Source organism: Shewanella sp. Pdp11, assembly GCF_002838165.1.
Lineage (GTDB): Bacteria > Pseudomonadota > Gammaproteobacteria > Enterobacterales > Shewanellaceae > Shewanella > Shewanella hafniensis.
Window position 1 is genome coordinate 4695590 of sequence record NZ_CP015194.1, and the last position, 16945, is coordinate 4712534.

Below are 16945 nucleotides of genomic sequence, written 5' to 3' on the forward strand. Positions count from 1 at the left end.
CTTAACCCCGTTTCCGCTGGATCACATTGATGGTCCAGATCAACACACCAATCAGGAAGAAGGCGCTCGGTGGTAACTTGAACATCTCGTTTGGCAAGTACCAGCCGCCATTTTCAATGGTGGTAAACACGCTATGACCGAATAAATTGCCCGTTCCTAACAGCTCGCGTACAAAGGCAACGCTGATCAAAATCAAGCCATAACCCGTCGCATTACCGAGCGCATCGACGACCGCTAAATGCGGTGGATACTTCATGGCGAAGGCTTCTGCACGGCCCATGATGATACAGTTAGTGATAATTAACCCAACGAATACAGAAAGTTGTTTAGATAACTCGTAGGCCACATCCTGCAGTACCATATCGACGATAATCACCAAAGAGGCGATAACCGTCATCTGGGCGATAATGCGCACACTGGTTGGGATAAAGTTACGGATGGCAGAGATAATCAGGTTGGAAAATACCAACACAAAGGTCACTGCCAGCGTCATCACCACAGCGGTTTGCATTGAATTACTGACCGCCAGCGCCGAACATACGCCCAGCACTTGCATGGCGACGGGGTTATTGGCAAACACTGGCCCCGTTAGCATGTCACGCATGGATAAAGTGTTGCTCATTTTGCCTCTCCCATCTCACCTTGCAATTCACCCTGCGCGGCCGACGCTTTCAGCTGATTGAAGAAGGTTTGAAATCCCTCAACGCCAAACCAAAACTCCATCGCGCGCTGCACGCCGCGGCCTGTCATAGTCGCGCCACTGACCGCATCCACACCGTGAACATCGCCTTCTTTGGCACCGCCTTTAACAAGACGTATCGAGAACTTGCCTTTTTCATCAAATAATTGCTTACCCTTCCATAGCGATAACCAATGGGGATCGGTCACAAAGTCGCCGATACCTGGGGTTTCGCCATGCTCGTACACGACTAACCCTTTGATGGTATTGAAATCGGGTTCAACCGCCACATAACCGTAGATCATCGACCACAGACCTTTACCGTAGAAAGGCACAACCACACTGTCTAACTTGCCGTTGGCATCGAGCACTTTAAATACGCGCGCATCGTTTGCACGGGTTTTAATCTTGGCGATGTCCTTTTTCGGTGCGCTTGAGGTCTCAGGATTAATCGCCGCCATACGCTCATCGAAATCGAGCACATTAGCGTCAGAGTCCACCTTACCTGTGTCTAAGTTGATCAATAATGGCTTAACCGATTTAGCGAAAATATCTCTAAATTCAGTGCCCTGACCTAAGTTCACATCAGCGGCCATCAACACATAACGCTTAACTTCGTCACGTTTTTTGGCGACTTTACGTTCTTTCAATATGCCTGCAGTGCCTGTGATCATAAATGAGCACAGGAGACAGAGCGTGATGGTGAAGATCATGGTCCCCACCACAGTATCTTTCTTAAAGACCATGACGTTTTAATCTCCGTTTGATGTTGGCGCGGGCCACCAGATAATCGAACAGCGGCGCCCAAAGGTTGGCGAACAGAATGGCTAACATCACGCCCTCAGGCATTTTGGGGTTAGCGACACGGATAAGCACTGTCATAAAACCAATCAAGGCACCGTAGGCAAATTTGCCTTGGCGAGTGTAGGAAGTGGTCACAGGATCGGTGGCCATAAACATCATAGCCAGCGCAAAACCGCCAGTGACCAGATGCCAAGTCCACGGCATTGCCATCATGTCATTGCTGCTAGAACCGATGTAATTACAGATGGTTGCAGTCGCAATCATGCCCAGCAGCACACCAAGCACAATGCGCCAATCCGCTAAACGGCTGATCAGCAATAGTGAACCGCCGATCAAAATGGCTAAGGTGCTGGTTTCGCCAATCGCGCCCACGGTAAAGCCAAAGAAATTGTTCCACCAGTTAGGATCGCTAAAGGCACTAAACCAAGCGTAATCGGTAAAGCTCAGTTTGCCCGCTGCGGTTTGTGCCAGCGCCGTTGCACCAGAGAAACCATCAACGGCAACCAGCTGTTTAATGGTTGAAACTTCAGAGGGATAGGCGAAGTAGATAAAAGCCAAGCCCGCCAGCGCAGGGTTAAGGAAGTTATATCCCATGCCGCCAAACAGCTCTTTAGCCACAACCACACCAAAGGAAATCCCCATGGCCACCAGCCATAGCGGTGTCGATACTGGCAAGATTAAGGTAAATAGCAGGGCTGTAACGAAGAAGCCTTCGTGCAACTCTTGGCCGCGAACCCGCGCAAACACCACTTCCCAAAACAAACTGGTGAGCAGCGCCGTCAGGTAAATCGGCAGATAAAAACTAAGACCGTAGAGGAATAAACCCAATACCCCAGTGTCTTGGCTAAGGCCGCCAAACAGGGTATTAAAGATTTCTAACTTCCACACATCTGGGGTCGATAATCCGCCCGCGAGCGCAAGCTGCGCCTGTAGGCCAATGTTATATAGACCGAATAAAATGGCAGGCAGTAAACACAAACCGACTAACGTCATGGTACGTTTCACGTCAATCGCGTCACGCACATGCACTTTACCCTTAGTGCTGCGGCCATTGGCAATGACGAGTGAGCGCAAAAAGCCCTTCATCGACTTACCCGTTGCGTAGTACTCTTGTTGTAAATCAGAGGCGTCCTGTAAATCAGGTTTTTTCACTTGTTTGGTCATTAACCTTCCCTCTCAATAACATCTAGACAGGCACGTAATTCTTTACCAAAGTCATATTTGCCGGGACATACGAAGGTACACAGCGCCAGATCTTCTTCATCTAACTCCAATGCACCTAAGGCCTGCGCCTCATCGGTATCACGCACCACTAAGTCTCGAACGAGTAAGGTGGGTAAAATATCCAGTGGCATCACGCGATCTAGCTGACCAAAGGCCATCATGGCGCGAGCTGAGCCGCCCTGATGGGTGGTAAATTCGAACAACTTAGTGGCACCAAACAAACGTGATGTCACCGCGCGGGTAATAGAGAATTTATCCGAGCCACCCCGTACCCAAGAAAGTACATGGTGCTGCGCATCTTCACTCAACACTGACACTTGGTTGTGGAATCGGCCTAAAAAGTCATGCACGCCAACTGCGGTATGGCCAGATAGCACAGAGCCCGATACCACGCGATTATGGCCGGGTTTGATCTCATCACTGACTAAGGCACTTAACTCAGCACCCAACTGAGTGCGCAGTAAACGCGGATTCAGTACGCTCGGGCCACCTAAGGCGACGATGCGGTCGGTATATAACTCACCGGTTTGGAATAACTTGCCGTAGGCAATCACGTCTTGATAGCCGATATGCCATACCTGACGCTCTAAACTCACAGGTAACGTAAAGTGAATATGAGTGCCGACTAAACCCGCAGGATGAACACCATCAAAACGGCGAACCTCAAGTTGTGGTAATGCCTCTTTCACCATCGCTTCGCCCTTATCCTGACACAGGTAAACCTTGCCTTCGGTTAAACGGCTCAACACCAGCAAGCCAGCTTTAAAAGCCTCGGTTTGCTCGGCGATGATTAAACGCGGATCGGCGGCCAGTGGATTAGTATCAATCGCGGTAACAAAAATCCCTGCGGGCGTGCTATCGAGCGCAGGCACGCGCGAGAACGGCCGAGTACGCAGTGCAGTCCATAGACCGCTCTTCACCAACTGGTCTTGAACGGTTGGTCGAGGGAGAGCAGCGATGTCTTGATGGATGTCGAAGGAAATCTGTCCATCGCGGTTTTCGCCGTCATCACAACGAATGACAACCGATTGTAGAATTCGGCGCTCGCCGCGGTTAATCGCCACGACTTGGCCACTAGCGGGTGCAGTGAACAACACGCCCGGTGTTTTTTTATCTTCAAACAGGGCTTGGCCCTTTTGAACCCAATCGCCCTCTTCGACCAACATCGTCGGCTTAAGTCCAACGAATTCTTCACCCAGAACAGCCACTTGGGATGGCTTAGCACCGAGTTCAATGACCTGTCGCGGCTCGCCAGCAATCGGCAAGTCGAGGCCTTTTTTGATCGTTACAATTTGGTTTGAAAAATCTGCCATCACAAATATCAACCATGAAAAATTTTTAGATAAATTTAGGGTAGAGATTTGTTAACGCAGTTTCCGATATTGGCGTCACATTCCGCCGCAAATTCGTAAGTTAGATACGTAAATTTACGCAGTTTTGTGACACAGGTTCACTTCCAAACTCGCCGCGATCTATAAATGTAGTTTTATAACAATTTATTCATAATTACGTCATTACTGATTTAGTCATACCTAAGGTTTACGAAAATAAGCCAAAATCCCCATTTCAGTGCAGCAAAGCGATAGAACCGCTAAAAGCACCACTCAGAGCACAAACTTCAACCAATGGCATGCCTCAACATGGCGCAATACCACTTTGGGTACTGGCTATTTTTAACGCACTAACATTTCATCCTATGGTTTAACCTTTGCTTTACAGCAAAAGCTTGGTAGCCTCAAACTAAGAGAGTTTTCGTAGGAGAAACAGATGGAATACAGACGCATACCGCATTCTAATCTCGAGGTCAGCAAAATCTGTTTGGGCACTATGACTTGGGGCGAACAAAATACCCAAGCCGAAGCATTTGCACAGCTGGACTATGCCATAGGCAATGGCATCAACTTTATCGATACGGCAGAAATGTATCCCGTCCCACCTAAGCCCGAAACCCAAGGGGAAACAGAGCGTATTCTTGGGCAATATATTAAGGCTCGCGGCAACCGTGACGACCTAGTGATTGCCACTAAAATTGCCGCACCGGGTGGTAAGAGTGATTATATTCGCAAGAATATGGCGCTGGACTGGAACAATATCCATCAAGCGGTCGATGCGTCACTCGAGCGCCTGCAAATCGATACTATCGATCTCTACCAAGTTCATTGGCCCGACCGTAATACCAACTTCTTTGGTGAACTGTTTTACGAAGCGCAAGATCAAGAAACTCAAACCCCAATCCTCGAAACCCTAGAAGCCCTTGCCGAAGTAATCCGCCAAGGTAAAGTGCGCTATATAGGAGTGTCGAACGAAACGCCTTGGGGTTTGATGAAGTACCTGCAACTCGCCGAAAAACACGGCTTGCCGCGTATTGTGAGTGTGCAAAATCCCTATAACTTGCTCAATCGCAGCTTCGAAGTCGGCATGAGCGAAATCAGCCACCGTGAAGAGTTGCCGTTGCTCGCATACTCGCCCCTAGCCTTTGGTGCCCTAACCGGAAAATATTGCAACGACCAATGGCCCGAAGGTGCGCGCCTGACCTTGTTTAAGCGTTTCGCCCGTTACACAGGTTCGCAACTGGCACTGGAGGCCACACAAGCCTACGTCGATTTGGCCCGCGAGTTCAAACTCTCGCCCGCACAAATGGCGTTAGCTTTTGTTAACTCACGTAAATTTGTTGGCTCCAACATCATTGGCGCCACCGACTTGTATCAACTTAAAGAAAATATCGACAGCCTGAAAGTCACCTTATCGCCCGAGCTATTAGTGCGATTAAACCAACTGTCCGATAAATTCAGATTACCTTGCCCTTAGCCCTAACCTTAGGAATCTTGGCTCCAAGGCTTAGTCGGCTAGTCGTTTGAATTACCAATAGCATCAGGTAAATACACCTGATGCTATTAGCTTTTCAGCGGTAGAATCTCACCTCAATTGATTAAATGGACCTTATCATGTTCTATATACTTTTTTGGCTAATATTATGTTTTGTCACTGCAATTATAGCTTCCAGTAAAAACAGATCAGCCATTTTATGGTTCTTTATCTCATTTATTGTGAGCCCATTGATTGGCATTATTTGCGTTGCTTGTATGCCTGCAATAGCGAAAAACGAAGCTCAAGCACACCCAAATGAAAATGTTCAAGAAGATAAATCACTTTATCGTGACTGCCCAGAATGCGCTGAAGAAATAAAATGCGCGGCCCGAAAGTGTAAACATTGTGGCTCAGAGGTAGTGCCGCAGGAAATACCCCAAGCAGAACATACTGCAATCTTAGATGAAAATGCTGACGGCCAGCCGTGCAGTATCTGTAAAAGTAGAAGAACGCATGACCTATATAACGGTGTCGCTATTTGTAATCAGTGTAAAGTTTGGAATTAGTCTGCTACTTGGTTAATTCGATGACCTAATAGCATCAAGAAACGCACTTGATGCTATCAATTTTAAAATTAATAATCTCAAAACCTTATTACAAACCCAATCCCTCCTCGTTTAATAAGAGATTCCCCTCCTTTCAAACCTTATCTAGGTTACATTCGGATACAGAGTCCTTTTAAGAACTGAAATATAGTGGCACCACAGTCACTAGACAGATGTCTTAAGGATCAAAAAATGAAAAAACTTTGCTTTATTATCACAAGTATTTTGATGTCGAGCCACGCGCTTGCTGAAAGCAATACCTACATTCGTAACGGTAATATCTATAGTCATCAAGATCAGTTTTTTGCTGGCGCAGGTGTTGCTACTGGCAGTCAATTTTATAAGGGTCAAGATCACCAGACAGGTGTCTACCTCAATGGCGGCTACCACGGTGATGACTTCAACGCCGACCTGTCCGGTATCAACTACCGCTTTTTAGGCACCAACGACAGTGCCGTTAACTTCAGCATTTTTGTGGTTGCCAATCCTGGCTTTGATGCCAATGACGCCGATATTTTAACTGGCATGAAAGATCGCAAATTCAGTGGCGATCTGGGATTAAACGCCGACATTCATTTAGGCACGGGCACGTTATCAACCAAATTCCAACACGATGTGACAAATGTTTATGATGGTTTTCAAGCTGATATCACCTACTACCATCCAATCAATCTGGGCTTTGGGGATCTGGTGCCTTATGCGGGTGTGCACTATTTCAGTAAAGACTTCGCAAACTACTACACAGGTGTGACGTCATCTGAAGCCACTGCGCAGCGCCCTGCTTATCAAGCCGACGGCACCTTTGCCTATAAGCTAGGTTACGCTTTGGTAATTCCAGTCACTAAGCATTTAGACATTACTCAAGCCACAGGTTACTCGCACATAGCTGCCAACATGGCTGACTCTCCGCTAATCGACAGTAGCAACCAGTGGGTTACCACCCTTGGCGTGAGCTATAGCTTCTAACCAACCTGACGAGACAAGACCATGACACTTATCAGAAAAACGTTTTTATGTGCTGGATTAGCCCTGATGCTTTCAGCTTGCGCCACTTCCTACGATACCGAAAAGCAATTTTGGTCTTTCGGTAAAGGCTTTGAAACCGCACAGATTGCACCCGATAGCTGGCAGATAAGCTTTGTTGGCAATAGCAACACTGACCGCGCATTGGCCCGAAAGTACGTCATGCGTAAGTCAGCAGAGTTATGCAAACAGGCTGGTTATAACTACTTCACTTTTACTCACGAACAAACCGAACGTGATGCAATTGGCCAGTTTGGAGTAGGAGCAAGCACAAGTAAGGATATCCTGTGGGGAAGTTCAACGATGAACCAAGAAACCTCTGTCATGGTCGAAGTTACAGGTTTACATAGCAAGCCAGAAAATGCGAGTTCTCGCATCTATGAAACGGATTACATACTTAACAATGTTAATGTGAAAAGTTAATTGCTCATCAAAATGCACCAGTCTAGATCCTCGTTAGGCATCAAGACTGGTGCGTTTTATCCTTAGACTGCCGATGAAAACAACTCTGCCCTCAGGCTTAAACTTCAGCCTTAAACTTCAGCCTTAAATTTCAGCCTTAAATTTCAGCCTTAAACGTCAGCCTTGAATTTTAGTGACATGCGAGCGCCACCGAGCTCAGGAGCACGACCAATTCGTAATGGGGAATTCATCCAACAACCAATTCTGTCGACAATCGCCAATCCCATGCCATGACCGGAATTTCCACGGCTGTGCTGACCACGCACAAAAGGTTTAATCACTTGCGCAGACTCCAGTTCATCAATCCCCGGACCGTCATCGTCAACGTGTAACCAAGTCGCGCCCTCCTCGACTGCCAACGTCAGCCTAATCTTTGCCTTACCAAAACGCAGCGCATTATTGAGCAAATTATTAACCTGCATTGATAAGTACTTAGGGTCTGTCTTGATCTTAAGTGCTGTGGGATAGGGAACCAGTTCAACTGAAAAATCGGGGTACACTTGACCTTGATACTTTTCGAGTAGCCAAGCATTGAGTTCAATCGACTGCCAATCGGGCTGGATATTCGCTTCATCGAGGCGGGCATAACTCAGCAACGTCATCACCAAGTCTTCCATAGTGTCTAAATCGCGGTTCAAGCGCTGGAAATACTTCACTCTGAGCTGTTCGCTTTGGGTTTCTTCCAGCGCCTCAATACCAAATCTTAGCCGCGCTATCGGGGTTTTTAAATCGTGAGAAACCGCTCGACTGAGCAGTTTGTTATCATCGATCAATTGCTGAATACGATCCGCCATGCGGTTGAATTCACTTTCAATAGTGCCTATGTAAGACGTTTTACTAACAGGAATTCTCTGCTGCAACTCCCCCATGCCAAACGCTTGGGTCGCCTGACTGAGATTAACCAACTGACGGATCAAGGGCGACACCCACACCAACAATATCAGCACCACACCAGCATAAAAAAGCATGGTATACAGCTTATTCAAGTCAAAGTTGCCATCGGTGGGCGTGACAATATCGGTATTGATGTTCAATACCTGCCCCGTTTTCGGCAGTAAATAATGCAAGGAGATGCCATCATCGGATTCCAGCAGCAGTGATTCCCCGGCATAAAACGCGGTTTTTAGATCTGAGGGTAAAACGAAATCGGCTTCACTCGCTAAAGAGAGTTGATCTGAATTTAGCTGGTTCCAGTTTGCGATAAAACTTTGATTGTTAACGCTATCGTTATCGAGCGTTTGCGCCAGTGTGCCGCCCAGCAGTTTTAATGCGGCGAGGTGAGTGGCTGGGGTTTGCGTGTCATTATCAGGATCTAGCAGACTAGCAAACTCGCTTATCGACCAGCCTAGGCTGGCAATGGCCACCAGCACGACCAGCACCAGAGAAGTCATCAACTTCTTCATAAAGCTTGCTCACCTTCGTCGCGGCAAAACAAATATCCCTTGCCACGGATGGTTTTCACTTTATAGGGCTGACTCAACGCTTCCTGTAATTTCTTGCGTAAACGCGATATGCGAATATCAACTGAGCGATCTAGGCCGTCGTATTCAATGCCCCGTAGCTGAGCCACCAGTTCATTACGGCTGACAATCGTGCCCGCCTTCAATGCCAGTAGCCACAACACATCGAACTCATTGGCATTCAAATCCAGCGGCTGTTTATCGATAGTGACCGATTTTGCCGTGGCATTGAGCACCAGCGAATCAAAAACTAACTGCTGTTTTTGCTCCTCATCACCCACACGGCGTAACAGGGCTTTTATCCGCGCTAACAACACTTGTGGCCGGATCGGCTTTGTCAGGTAATCATCTGCCCCGACATCTAATCCGCGGATCTCATCCCCATCCTCAACACAAGCCGTCATAAAGAGAATCGGCCCAGCATAAAATGCTCTCGCTTCCTTACAGACATCGAAACCATTCTTAACGGGTAACATTACGTCGAGTAACACTAAGTCAGGGATCTCTTCGGCTATCATCTCTAAAGCAAAATCGCCTTGGCTGGCAACCGTGACTTCGTAACCGTGGTCGAGTAAATAATCACTGATCCACTCAGCCAGCGAGATATCGTCTTCGACCACTAAGATGTGTTTTTCAACTGACATATTAGAATAACCTCCAACCTGACTGACTCTGTTTAGGGGCCTTATAAACCCAAGTCACCACCACTTTGACCTGCGCCAGTGGTTGCACATCATCATTACGGATCAAACTAAAGGTCGCCGTTTTATCGCCTTCAAAACTATATTGGTATTCTTGCATGGCTTTGCCGCTCCAGCAGATTAGCTGGTGCTGGCGGTCAGTCAGTATGAGGCAATACTCGCCGCTCGCAGGTGTTTGCCATCGAAACAACACATCTTGATAGCAAGTTTGCCCCTTATGGAGCGCAATGCAGCGCTCTGGGGTCGCAGTAAAAATCACCGAATCATCTTGACCCCAAGCAAAAAAAGGCGCGTTCAGTAACACTAGCCACAAATAAAATCGCTTCATGCCCACGCCCCTAAAACACATAGCTGATAGAGGCATTAAAGTACGATGCATAGCCAGCTTGATTGAAAGGGCTGTCGGTCACTTCTTGGGATAACACATTGAAGCGATACATGGCTCTAAATACAAAACTCTCGCTCAGCGGATAGGCAACACCGAGCTCCATGCCATAGCTAAAAGAACTGTTCGGGTGATATTCGGGAAAGCGTTCGGTCGCTTCTTCTTTACTGACACCAAAAAGATAACGATTCAAGGTGGCTGATGAAAAGCCTACGCTTCCCAAAACGTGAAAGTTCCAATTACGTACCTGCCAAGACTTACCCAATCTGGCAGAACTCTGAATACCTTGATCATCATAATAATCAGACACTAATCTGTACTGGAAAACGTAGTTATCGCCCCAATAACGCGTTGCACGAAAACCTGCGCCAATATAGAGCGAATCTTCCGATAGTAGATAAGCATTGCGGCCAGCTTCATCGAGTGTGCTGGGGTCCACATCTGGACGAGACCATGAACCTTGTAAGTTCGCCAGTAACAGATCAAAGGACCAATCCTCTGAACTCCAAAGATTAACCCCAAGATTAACCCCATCCTGAGATTGGTGGATCATCTCAACAAACATGCCTTTGTATTGATACATGCCACTGACCAACAGCGACAATTGCGCAGCGCCGGAATCGGTTTGCCGAACATCAATTTGATTGATCCCGTAAACACTCATACCCAGTTCAAAATCACCGCCATCGGCTAGGCGATTGGTGCCTCCGTTGACACTACTTGCAATATCCGATGCGGCAGCGGTACCGGAAAGCATGCTGAGCGTTAACACAAAAAAACAAAGAATACGCATGCCCATTTAATCCACATTTCTAGTCGTTATTTAGCGCTACATATTACAACAGTTTGTTAGTCTTTTTATCCGCCACTGCACAAGCCATTGCATTTTTGCGACGAAAATATCGTCAGATAGCAAGAACAGTCAGCAAAGCGCAAGGAAGTGAATTTAAACGAGGGGGAAACTTCGCGCCTAATACGCTTATCCGCTGAAACGATTGAGGATGTAACTAAGGTCTTAAAACCTTCATGTTCGTCATTCAACATTAATCAGGATGATAGAATCCATAATAAAAACAAATTAATAGATTAAATCATCCCATCATCGAAACCGATTAAATATTCTTTATTAACAAAGGTTAACTAGACCCAATACTGACAATTCAAGTAGGGTCGAGTCACAAATTAGGATCAACTGTATCTCGCGTTCGACTGGTGCGACGCTAAGATAACTCTGACCCATAGAAGAATAATGACTCACTCAAGTTCCCCAACTCACAGAAAGTGGCTTTGGCTACTGCTCGGCGTGTGGCTGATTGTCATCCAATCGGTTGCGCTGTCGCATTCTGCTGAACACAGTTTGGAACATGAGCATGCCCACTGTTTCCTGTGCGATTTTGGTCATGAGCAAAATGCGGGCCCATCGTCTGTGCTTATGCCACCGATGGGATTGCAGCAAGCTGAAAGCATCCCACAGAAACCTTATCAACAACCGAGTTTACCTTGGTTACGTCACTTCAACGTGCGTGCACCGCCCTTACTGTCTTAAGCAAATTCAATCATTTAAAAAATCTATTTTTTTGCTTATCTAAAGGAAAGGCACAATGAAACTTGCACTATCTTCAATAGCGCTAGCAGTGGCTAGCGTGTGTTCACCGGTTATGGCCGCTCAATTACAAGGTCAAGTAACCGATCTGCAAGGCGCGCCTATCGCTGGCGCCCTTGTCAGCATCGACAGTGGGACGAGCACAAGCACCAATTCTCAGGGCCAGTATCAGTTAACCGTGGCCGACAATAGCCATATCCACCTCCACATTAGCGATGCCGATTTTAAGCACGTTGACAGGGATTTGCAGATAACCACTGGCGCGATGACGCAGGATATTTCACTGACGAAAACGGCGATGGAAAACATTGTCGTGACCGCATCGCCGCTCGCCCGCTCTGCGCTCGAAAGCACGACGCCAATCAGTGTGTTAACCGAAGACCAACTCAAGCTCAATATCGAGCCGACGCTAGGTGACACCTTAGAAAAACTGCCCGGCGTACAAGCCTCTCACTTTGGTGCTGGGGCGAGTCGCCCCATCATTCGCGGCATGGGTGGTCCTCGAGTACAAGTGCTTGAAAATGGTCTGTCTGTTGGTGACGCATCAACGGTATCGGCCGATCACGCGGTAACAGCGGAAGCCGCCTCGGCGCAGCAAATAGAGATCCTGCGCGGCCCAGGTACATTGCTTTACGGGAACGGCGCCATTGGCGGCGTGGTCAATGTGGTGGATAAACGCTACCACGAGAGCCCAGTCGATGAACTGTCGGGACAATTTGGCACTCGCTACGACACGGCCAGCAATGGCCGCACCTTTAACGGTGATATCGATGGTGGCAATGGTCAGTTCAATTGGCATGTAGATGGCACCCACCGCATTACCGACGATGTCGATATTCCGGGAAATGCCATTGCCAATCTGCCCGAAACCCATGGAAAGCTGGCGAATAGTAATCAAAAACTCGACGACTATGCCGCGGGTGTTGGCTATACCGGTGACACGGGATTTGTCAGCGTATCCGGCGCGCGCACTGAATCGAATTACGGTATTCCCGGCCGCGGCGAAGCCGATGCGCCCGACATCACCATAGATTTAAAGAAAACCGCATGGCAACTGCACAGTGGTTTGTTAGATCCTTTTGCAGGCTTCAGTAAACTGCGTTTTGATGCGGGCTATACCGATTATCAACATGCTGAGGAAGAAGATGGGGTTGCCGGCACAACTTTCTTCAACAAACAAAGTGAAGCGCGCTTAAGCCTTAACAATCATCCTTGGGGTGAGTGGCAAGGCACTATGGGGCTACATGCTGTGCACCGTGACTTTGCCGTTGAAGGCGAAGAAGCGCTGACACCAGACAGCAAAACCGATACCTTAGCCGCCTTTATCGTGCAAGAACGTAAGGTCGGGGATTTTCGCTTCGAGCTTGGCGGCCGCTTAGAGCATTACCGCTTAGCGCCAGACAGCATGACACTAGACACGCTAAATGGCGAACAACACTACCAAGCCGAAGACTTAGTCGATAATGATTTAACTGTATCGGCGGGCATGGTGTGGGACTTAGATCCTGTCTATAACTTAGGACTGTCGCTCACCCGCGCCCAACGTTCGGCCACCGCCGAAGAGCTTTACAGCTATGGTCCCCACGATGCCACCCAAAGCTTTGAGCTTGGTTCACAGTTCAGCATTGAAACTGGTCAAATCATCACTAACAGTGGCAATAACGATAAAGAGATCGCCAACAATATCGACTTAACCCTGCGCAAATTAGAGGGTGCGTGGACAGGCTCATTGAGCATGGCCTACAACCGAGTCAATAATTTCTATTACGAGAAAAATACGGGCTTAGTCGCCTCTGATATAGTCAACGGCGATGCTGAAGGTGATTTACCGGTTTACCAATACACCCAAGGTGATGCCGAGCTTTATTCCCTCGAGGCCCAAGCCAGCATCCCGTTTAACGATATTTGGTCATTGGATATGTTCAGCGATTACACCCGTGGCAAGCTGGTCGATGGTGGTAACTTGCCACTCATTTCGCCCATGCGTATCGGTTCAACTTTAAACTTTGACCAACAACAATGGCACGCTGAAGTCGGCGCGATTGGCTATGCAAAACAAACGGATACCGCCGAAAATGAAACCGAAACAGCAGGCTATGCGCTAGTGAATGCCGCCGTCACCTACCGTTTATACACTTCTGCGGGTGACATGCTGTTCTATGTCAAAGGCACAAATCTACTCGACCAAGACGCGCGGCCACACACCTCGTTACTCAAAGATTACGCCCCACTGATGGGACGCAACTTTATGTTAGGTGTCACCTATAACTTCTAAAAACAAGAGTTGTAAAAGACAATAAGTTAAGCCCAAAGCGAAGTCCTAGACTTCGCTTTTATTCATCTATTAGTCACTACGTAAGACAAGTTGCTACAGGCATATTCACATCAGTAGCAAATCACAGCGGCTATTATCGCGAGGCTGATTTAGCAAAAAAGGTTTACATCAATTTAAACCAAATCTGATTATCGACAAGTAACCAGCCAGACACGGCCAATAAACAGCTTCAATGAGCTGTCCAAAATACGTTTATCTGGCAATAACCGTTAACGTTGAGAACCGTTAAGTCGTTATAGCGCTACCTTTAACGTCACCACCATAAAAACATCTAAATAAGCTATATTAATCAATACCATGTAGTACACCACACAATATAAGTCACTAGATTGCAAGGTATGATCTGGTTACATGTCAGTATGGAGAGATAACGATTCATCAACTATCTTATATTTTGAGTGCCATACAAAAGTCGCGCGCATGGCATTAAAATAGAAGAACATAAAAACGATGGCTAATGGAAGTCCTTGAACATTACCCAAATCGCTCCATTGAAGAATTTTAGATAAGACAAAATAAAACAACATCAAAGTGGCTGCGATTCTCGATTTTCTATAGATAAAAAAAGCCATCACAGCCATTAGCACGACATCAATCATAAGAAATGGATCAAGGAAATAATTCAGCGTCGCGTTTTCAGTTTGGGTAAAGAAACCAATGGTACTAAAAACTAATGTTATGCTGAGTGAGATTAATGTCACTATCCAACCATTTTTAATTGCAGACTGACACTGTTCTTGAGTCTCAATCTTGAACAGACTTTTCAAAGATGCTTTATTTTTTCCTGCCATGATAAATCTCCGTTTAAAAAACTGGCAATTAATGTTCAAATACCAGAATAAAGCCAGTTCACCAAGGTCGATTATCACCAACTAAACTTTCCTTCCCTTCTGAATCTTCTTATCATACATGAGCAGCGAAAAAATCAGCTCATACGTTAGTTTGTATATGAGCATCTAGTGGCATTAAATGTCGATAATGGAACACTTAAGTTAACTCAACATACCTATTAAATGACTATTTTTCACATAGTAACGCCTAAAGTTCAATGACTTGATGCCATGGGAGCTGAAGAACAAAAACAGTAAAGGAATATCTCACTGTGAACATAAAAGCGAAAAATGCAGGATAAAATTTAATGGAACTAATTTTAATCACCAGGGTGAGATCGTGAATGTATTTTAACCGTTTTGAACCCAATTTGACGAACGGTATCGATTATGATCTTATGCTCTCTTTTTCTTATAGAGAACATCAGAGCATGTACCTTGAAGCCTTCACGTCTCATTTCAACTCGATTGCTGACAGCCGACAATCTGCCAAAGTGACTTACCCATTGCATGATGTATTGTTCGTTACTCTGTGTGGTGTGATTGCTGGTGCCGAAGGCTGGTCAGAAATCCATGACTATGCTGCCGGACATCATAACTGGTTTAAAGAAAAGGGAATTCTGACTGAAGGTGTCCCAGTCGATGATACCATTGCACGTATTATCTCTCGTATCGAGCCGGAACAGTTCCGACTGTGCTTCGCCAATTGGATGCGAGCCGTCCATGAGATGAGTGATGGTCATCTTATTGCTATCGATGGTAAAACGCTTCGTGCCTCATACAATCGTGAAGATCGGCGCTCAACCATTCATATGGTCAATGCGTTTGCCTGTGCCAATAAAGTGGTGCTGGGGCAAGTAAAAACGGCAAATAAATCCAATGAGATAACCGCAATCCCAGCGCTGCTGCAGTTGTTAGATATAGAAGGAGCACTTGTATCAATCGACGCCATGGGTTGCCAGACAGAGATTGCAAGACAGATAGTCGAGCAAGGAGGTGACTACTTACTTGCTGTAAAGGCAAATCAAAGTTCCTTGCATGAGGCCGTGGTCAGTGCTTTCAGTGAAGCGCGCAGTAATCCTCTTGATGGACTCGTTATTGAAAAAAATAGAGGCCGTATCGAGGCAAGAGCCTACTATGTAATACCTGCAAACCAGCTCCAAGATTATTTTCCTAAGTGGATGAAATTGAACACATTAGGTATGTGTTTGAGTTATCGGTATACGAAAGGGAAAGAGGCAGAACTGACCTACCGTTACTATATCAGTTCAGCCACACTCGATGAGCAGCAGTTAGCCAATTCAGTTCGTGGCCATTGGGGGATTGAGAACAGCTTACACTGGGTGCTAGATGTCTCAATGAAAGAAGATAGTTGCCAGATTTACCAACATCATGGGGCAGAAAATTGGGCCATGCTTAGGCAAATATCACTGAATATGCTTAGGGCTGAACCTTCTAAAGGAAGCATTCCAGCGAAACAGAAAAGAGCTTGGATGAAACCTGAATATTTAGAATCGGTTCTATTAGCAGGGTTGCAGCTGGACGAATTTTAAACACTCATGCGGTTGCCCTGTTTTAATCACCTTGTTAATACTGCCGTTCATAATTATTTTTTATAAACGGAATCGATTCTTTCCCTGGTCAACACGCCTTAACTTATACCGAATGAGAGATATGTTAGAAAGTACTGATAATGCCAGAAAATTCTATCCAATTTATTCTGATATCATTAAAGCTAGCAAAACGCCTTATATTATTATCGATACAAATCATTATGCTGTTTCGGTACCTGAATCGAAAATAGATCATGTAAAAGATGAAATAACACTGAGCATACACACTGCAGCGATAAGGGGAGCCCACTATCAAAACAATACGCTCAAATTTCATGCAACCTTTGATAAAATAAGCACAGAAGTCATTGTGCCAATTACCGCGATCAAAGCCTTGTACGCCAAAGAAGATGGGATAGGTATCGAATTCGGTGAAGATAACTCACATTAACTCTCCAATATAAGAAAGAGAA

Annotated in this window: 17 protein-coding genes; 8 read left to right on the forward strand and 9 right to left on the reverse strand. The window is 46.3% G+C overall.

Annotated features, from left to right (window positions below):
* Position 1: 1 nt before the first annotated feature.
* The 4 genes from AYJ58_RS20600 to AYJ58_RS20615 are packed head-to-tail and all read right to left on the reverse strand — an operon-like array spanning position 2 to position 4020.
* On the reverse strand, positions 2–622 hold the full coding sequence (locus tag AYJ58_RS20600) for an NADH:ubiquinone reductase (Na(+)-transporting) subunit D (protein ID WP_006080314.1): 621 nt from the start codon (positions 620–622) through the stop codon (positions 2–4).
* Positions 619–1425: a Na(+)-translocating NADH-quinone reductase subunit C gene (locus tag AYJ58_RS20605; protein WP_106651539.1), complete on the reverse strand. Its 807-nt coding sequence runs from the start codon at positions 1423–1425 to the stop codon at positions 619–621. Before AYJ58_RS20605 ends, AYJ58_RS20600 begins: the two co-directional genes overlap by 4 nt.
* On the reverse strand, positions 1415–2647 hold the full coding sequence (locus AYJ58_RS20610) for an NADH:ubiquinone reductase (Na(+)-transporting) subunit B (RefSeq protein WP_106651540.1): 1233 nt from the start codon (positions 2645–2647) through the stop codon (positions 1415–1417). Before AYJ58_RS20610 ends, AYJ58_RS20605 begins: the two co-directional genes overlap by 11 nt.
* Positions 2647–4020, reverse strand: coding sequence for a Na(+)-translocating NADH-quinone reductase subunit A (locus AYJ58_RS20615; RefSeq protein WP_106651541.1), 1374 nt, complete (start codon positions 4018–4020; stop codon positions 2647–2649). The genes AYJ58_RS20610 and AYJ58_RS20615 overlap by 1 nt, the downstream gene beginning before the upstream one ends.
* Positions 4021–4474: 454 nt before the next feature.
* On the opposite strand from AYJ58_RS20615, the gene AYJ58_RS20620 reads away from it, so the two are divergent.
* The 4 genes from AYJ58_RS20620 (at position 4475) to AYJ58_RS20635 (ending at position 7566) form a co-directional block, all read left to right on the forward strand.
* Positions 4475–5515 (forward strand): NADP(H)-dependent aldo-keto reductase, encoded by a 1041-nt coding sequence (locus tag AYJ58_RS20620; RefSeq protein ID WP_106651542.1) that lies wholly within the window; start codon positions 4475–4477, stop codon positions 5513–5515.
* A gap of 137 nt (positions 5516–5652) precedes the next feature.
* Complete coding sequence (locus AYJ58_RS20625) at positions 5653–6081, forward strand: hypothetical protein (protein ID WP_106651543.1); 429 nt, start codon at positions 5653–5655, stop codon at positions 6079–6081.
* A gap of 231 nt (positions 6082–6312) precedes the next feature.
* Entirely contained in the window at positions 6313–7086 is a 774-nt protein-coding gene (gene ompV, locus AYJ58_RS20630; RefSeq protein ID WP_106651544.1) for an outer membrane protein OmpV, read from the forward strand.
* Positions 7087–7107: 21 nt separating this feature from the next.
* The gene (locus tag AYJ58_RS20635; RefSeq protein WP_106651545.1) at positions 7108–7566 is read left to right on the forward strand and encodes a CC0125/CC1285 family lipoprotein; all 459 of its coding nucleotides are present in this window, start codon (positions 7108–7110) and stop codon (positions 7564–7566) included.
* A 149-nt stretch (positions 7567–7715) separates the two neighbouring features.
* Here the strand turns inward: AYJ58_RS20635 and AYJ58_RS20640 are convergent, their stop codons facing one another.
* The 4 genes from AYJ58_RS20640 to AYJ58_RS20655 are packed head-to-tail and all read right to left on the reverse strand — an operon-like array spanning position 7716 to position 10944.
* Positions 7716–9008 (reverse strand): ATP-binding protein, encoded by a 1293-nt coding sequence (locus AYJ58_RS20640; protein ID WP_106651546.1) that lies wholly within the window; start codon positions 9006–9008, stop codon positions 7716–7718.
* On the reverse strand, positions 9005–9709 hold the full coding sequence (locus AYJ58_RS20645) for a response regulator transcription factor (RefSeq protein ID WP_006080306.1): 705 nt from the start codon (positions 9707–9709) through the stop codon (positions 9005–9007). The genes AYJ58_RS20640 and AYJ58_RS20645 overlap by 4 nt, the downstream gene beginning before the upstream one ends.
* 1 nt (position 9710) lies before the next feature.
* Positions 9711–10094 carry a DUF3019 domain-containing protein gene (locus tag AYJ58_RS20650; RefSeq protein WP_071938536.1) on the reverse strand — a complete coding sequence of 128 codons (384 nt, stop codon included), beginning with the start codon at positions 10092–10094 and terminating at the stop codon, positions 9711–9713.
* Between the two features lie 10 nt (positions 10095–10104).
* Positions 10105–10944 carry a MipA/OmpV family protein gene (locus AYJ58_RS20655; protein WP_106651889.1) on the reverse strand — a complete coding sequence of 280 codons (840 nt, stop codon included), beginning with the start codon at positions 10942–10944 and terminating at the stop codon, positions 10105–10107.
* A 456-nt stretch (positions 10945–11400) separates the two neighbouring features.
* On the opposite strand from AYJ58_RS20655, the gene AYJ58_RS20660 reads away from it, so the two are divergent.
* On the forward strand, positions 11401–11697 hold the full coding sequence (locus tag AYJ58_RS20660; protein WP_106651547.1) for a hypothetical protein: 297 nt from the start codon (positions 11401–11403) through the stop codon (positions 11695–11697).
* A gap of 55 nt (positions 11698–11752) precedes the next feature.
* Complete coding sequence (locus AYJ58_RS20665) at positions 11753–14029, forward strand: TonB-dependent receptor (RefSeq protein WP_106651548.1); 2277 nt, start codon at positions 11753–11755, stop codon at positions 14027–14029.
* A 407-nt stretch (positions 14030–14436) separates the two neighbouring features.
* Here AYJ58_RS20665 and AYJ58_RS20670 read toward each other — a convergent pair whose 3' ends face one another.
* Positions 14437–14880, reverse strand: a complete 444-nt coding sequence (locus tag AYJ58_RS20670) for a hypothetical protein (protein ID WP_106651890.1) — start codon at positions 14878–14880, stop codon at positions 14437–14439.
* Positions 14881–15350: 470 nt separating this feature from the next.
* On the opposite strand from AYJ58_RS20670, the gene AYJ58_RS20675 reads away from it, so the two are divergent.
* The gene (locus AYJ58_RS20675) at positions 15351–16472 is read left to right on the forward strand and encodes an ISAs1-like element ISSod22 family transposase (RefSeq protein WP_106651753.1); all 1122 of its coding nucleotides are present in this window, start codon (positions 15351–15353) and stop codon (positions 16470–16472) included.
* A gap of 121 nt (positions 16473–16593) precedes the next feature.
* A complete protein-coding gene (locus tag AYJ58_RS20680; protein WP_157825792.1) occupies positions 16594–16923 on the forward strand; it encodes a ClpXP protease specificity-enhancing factor SspB in 330 nt (109 codons plus the stop codon).
* The last annotated feature ends 22 nt before the right edge of the window (positions 16924–16945 follow it).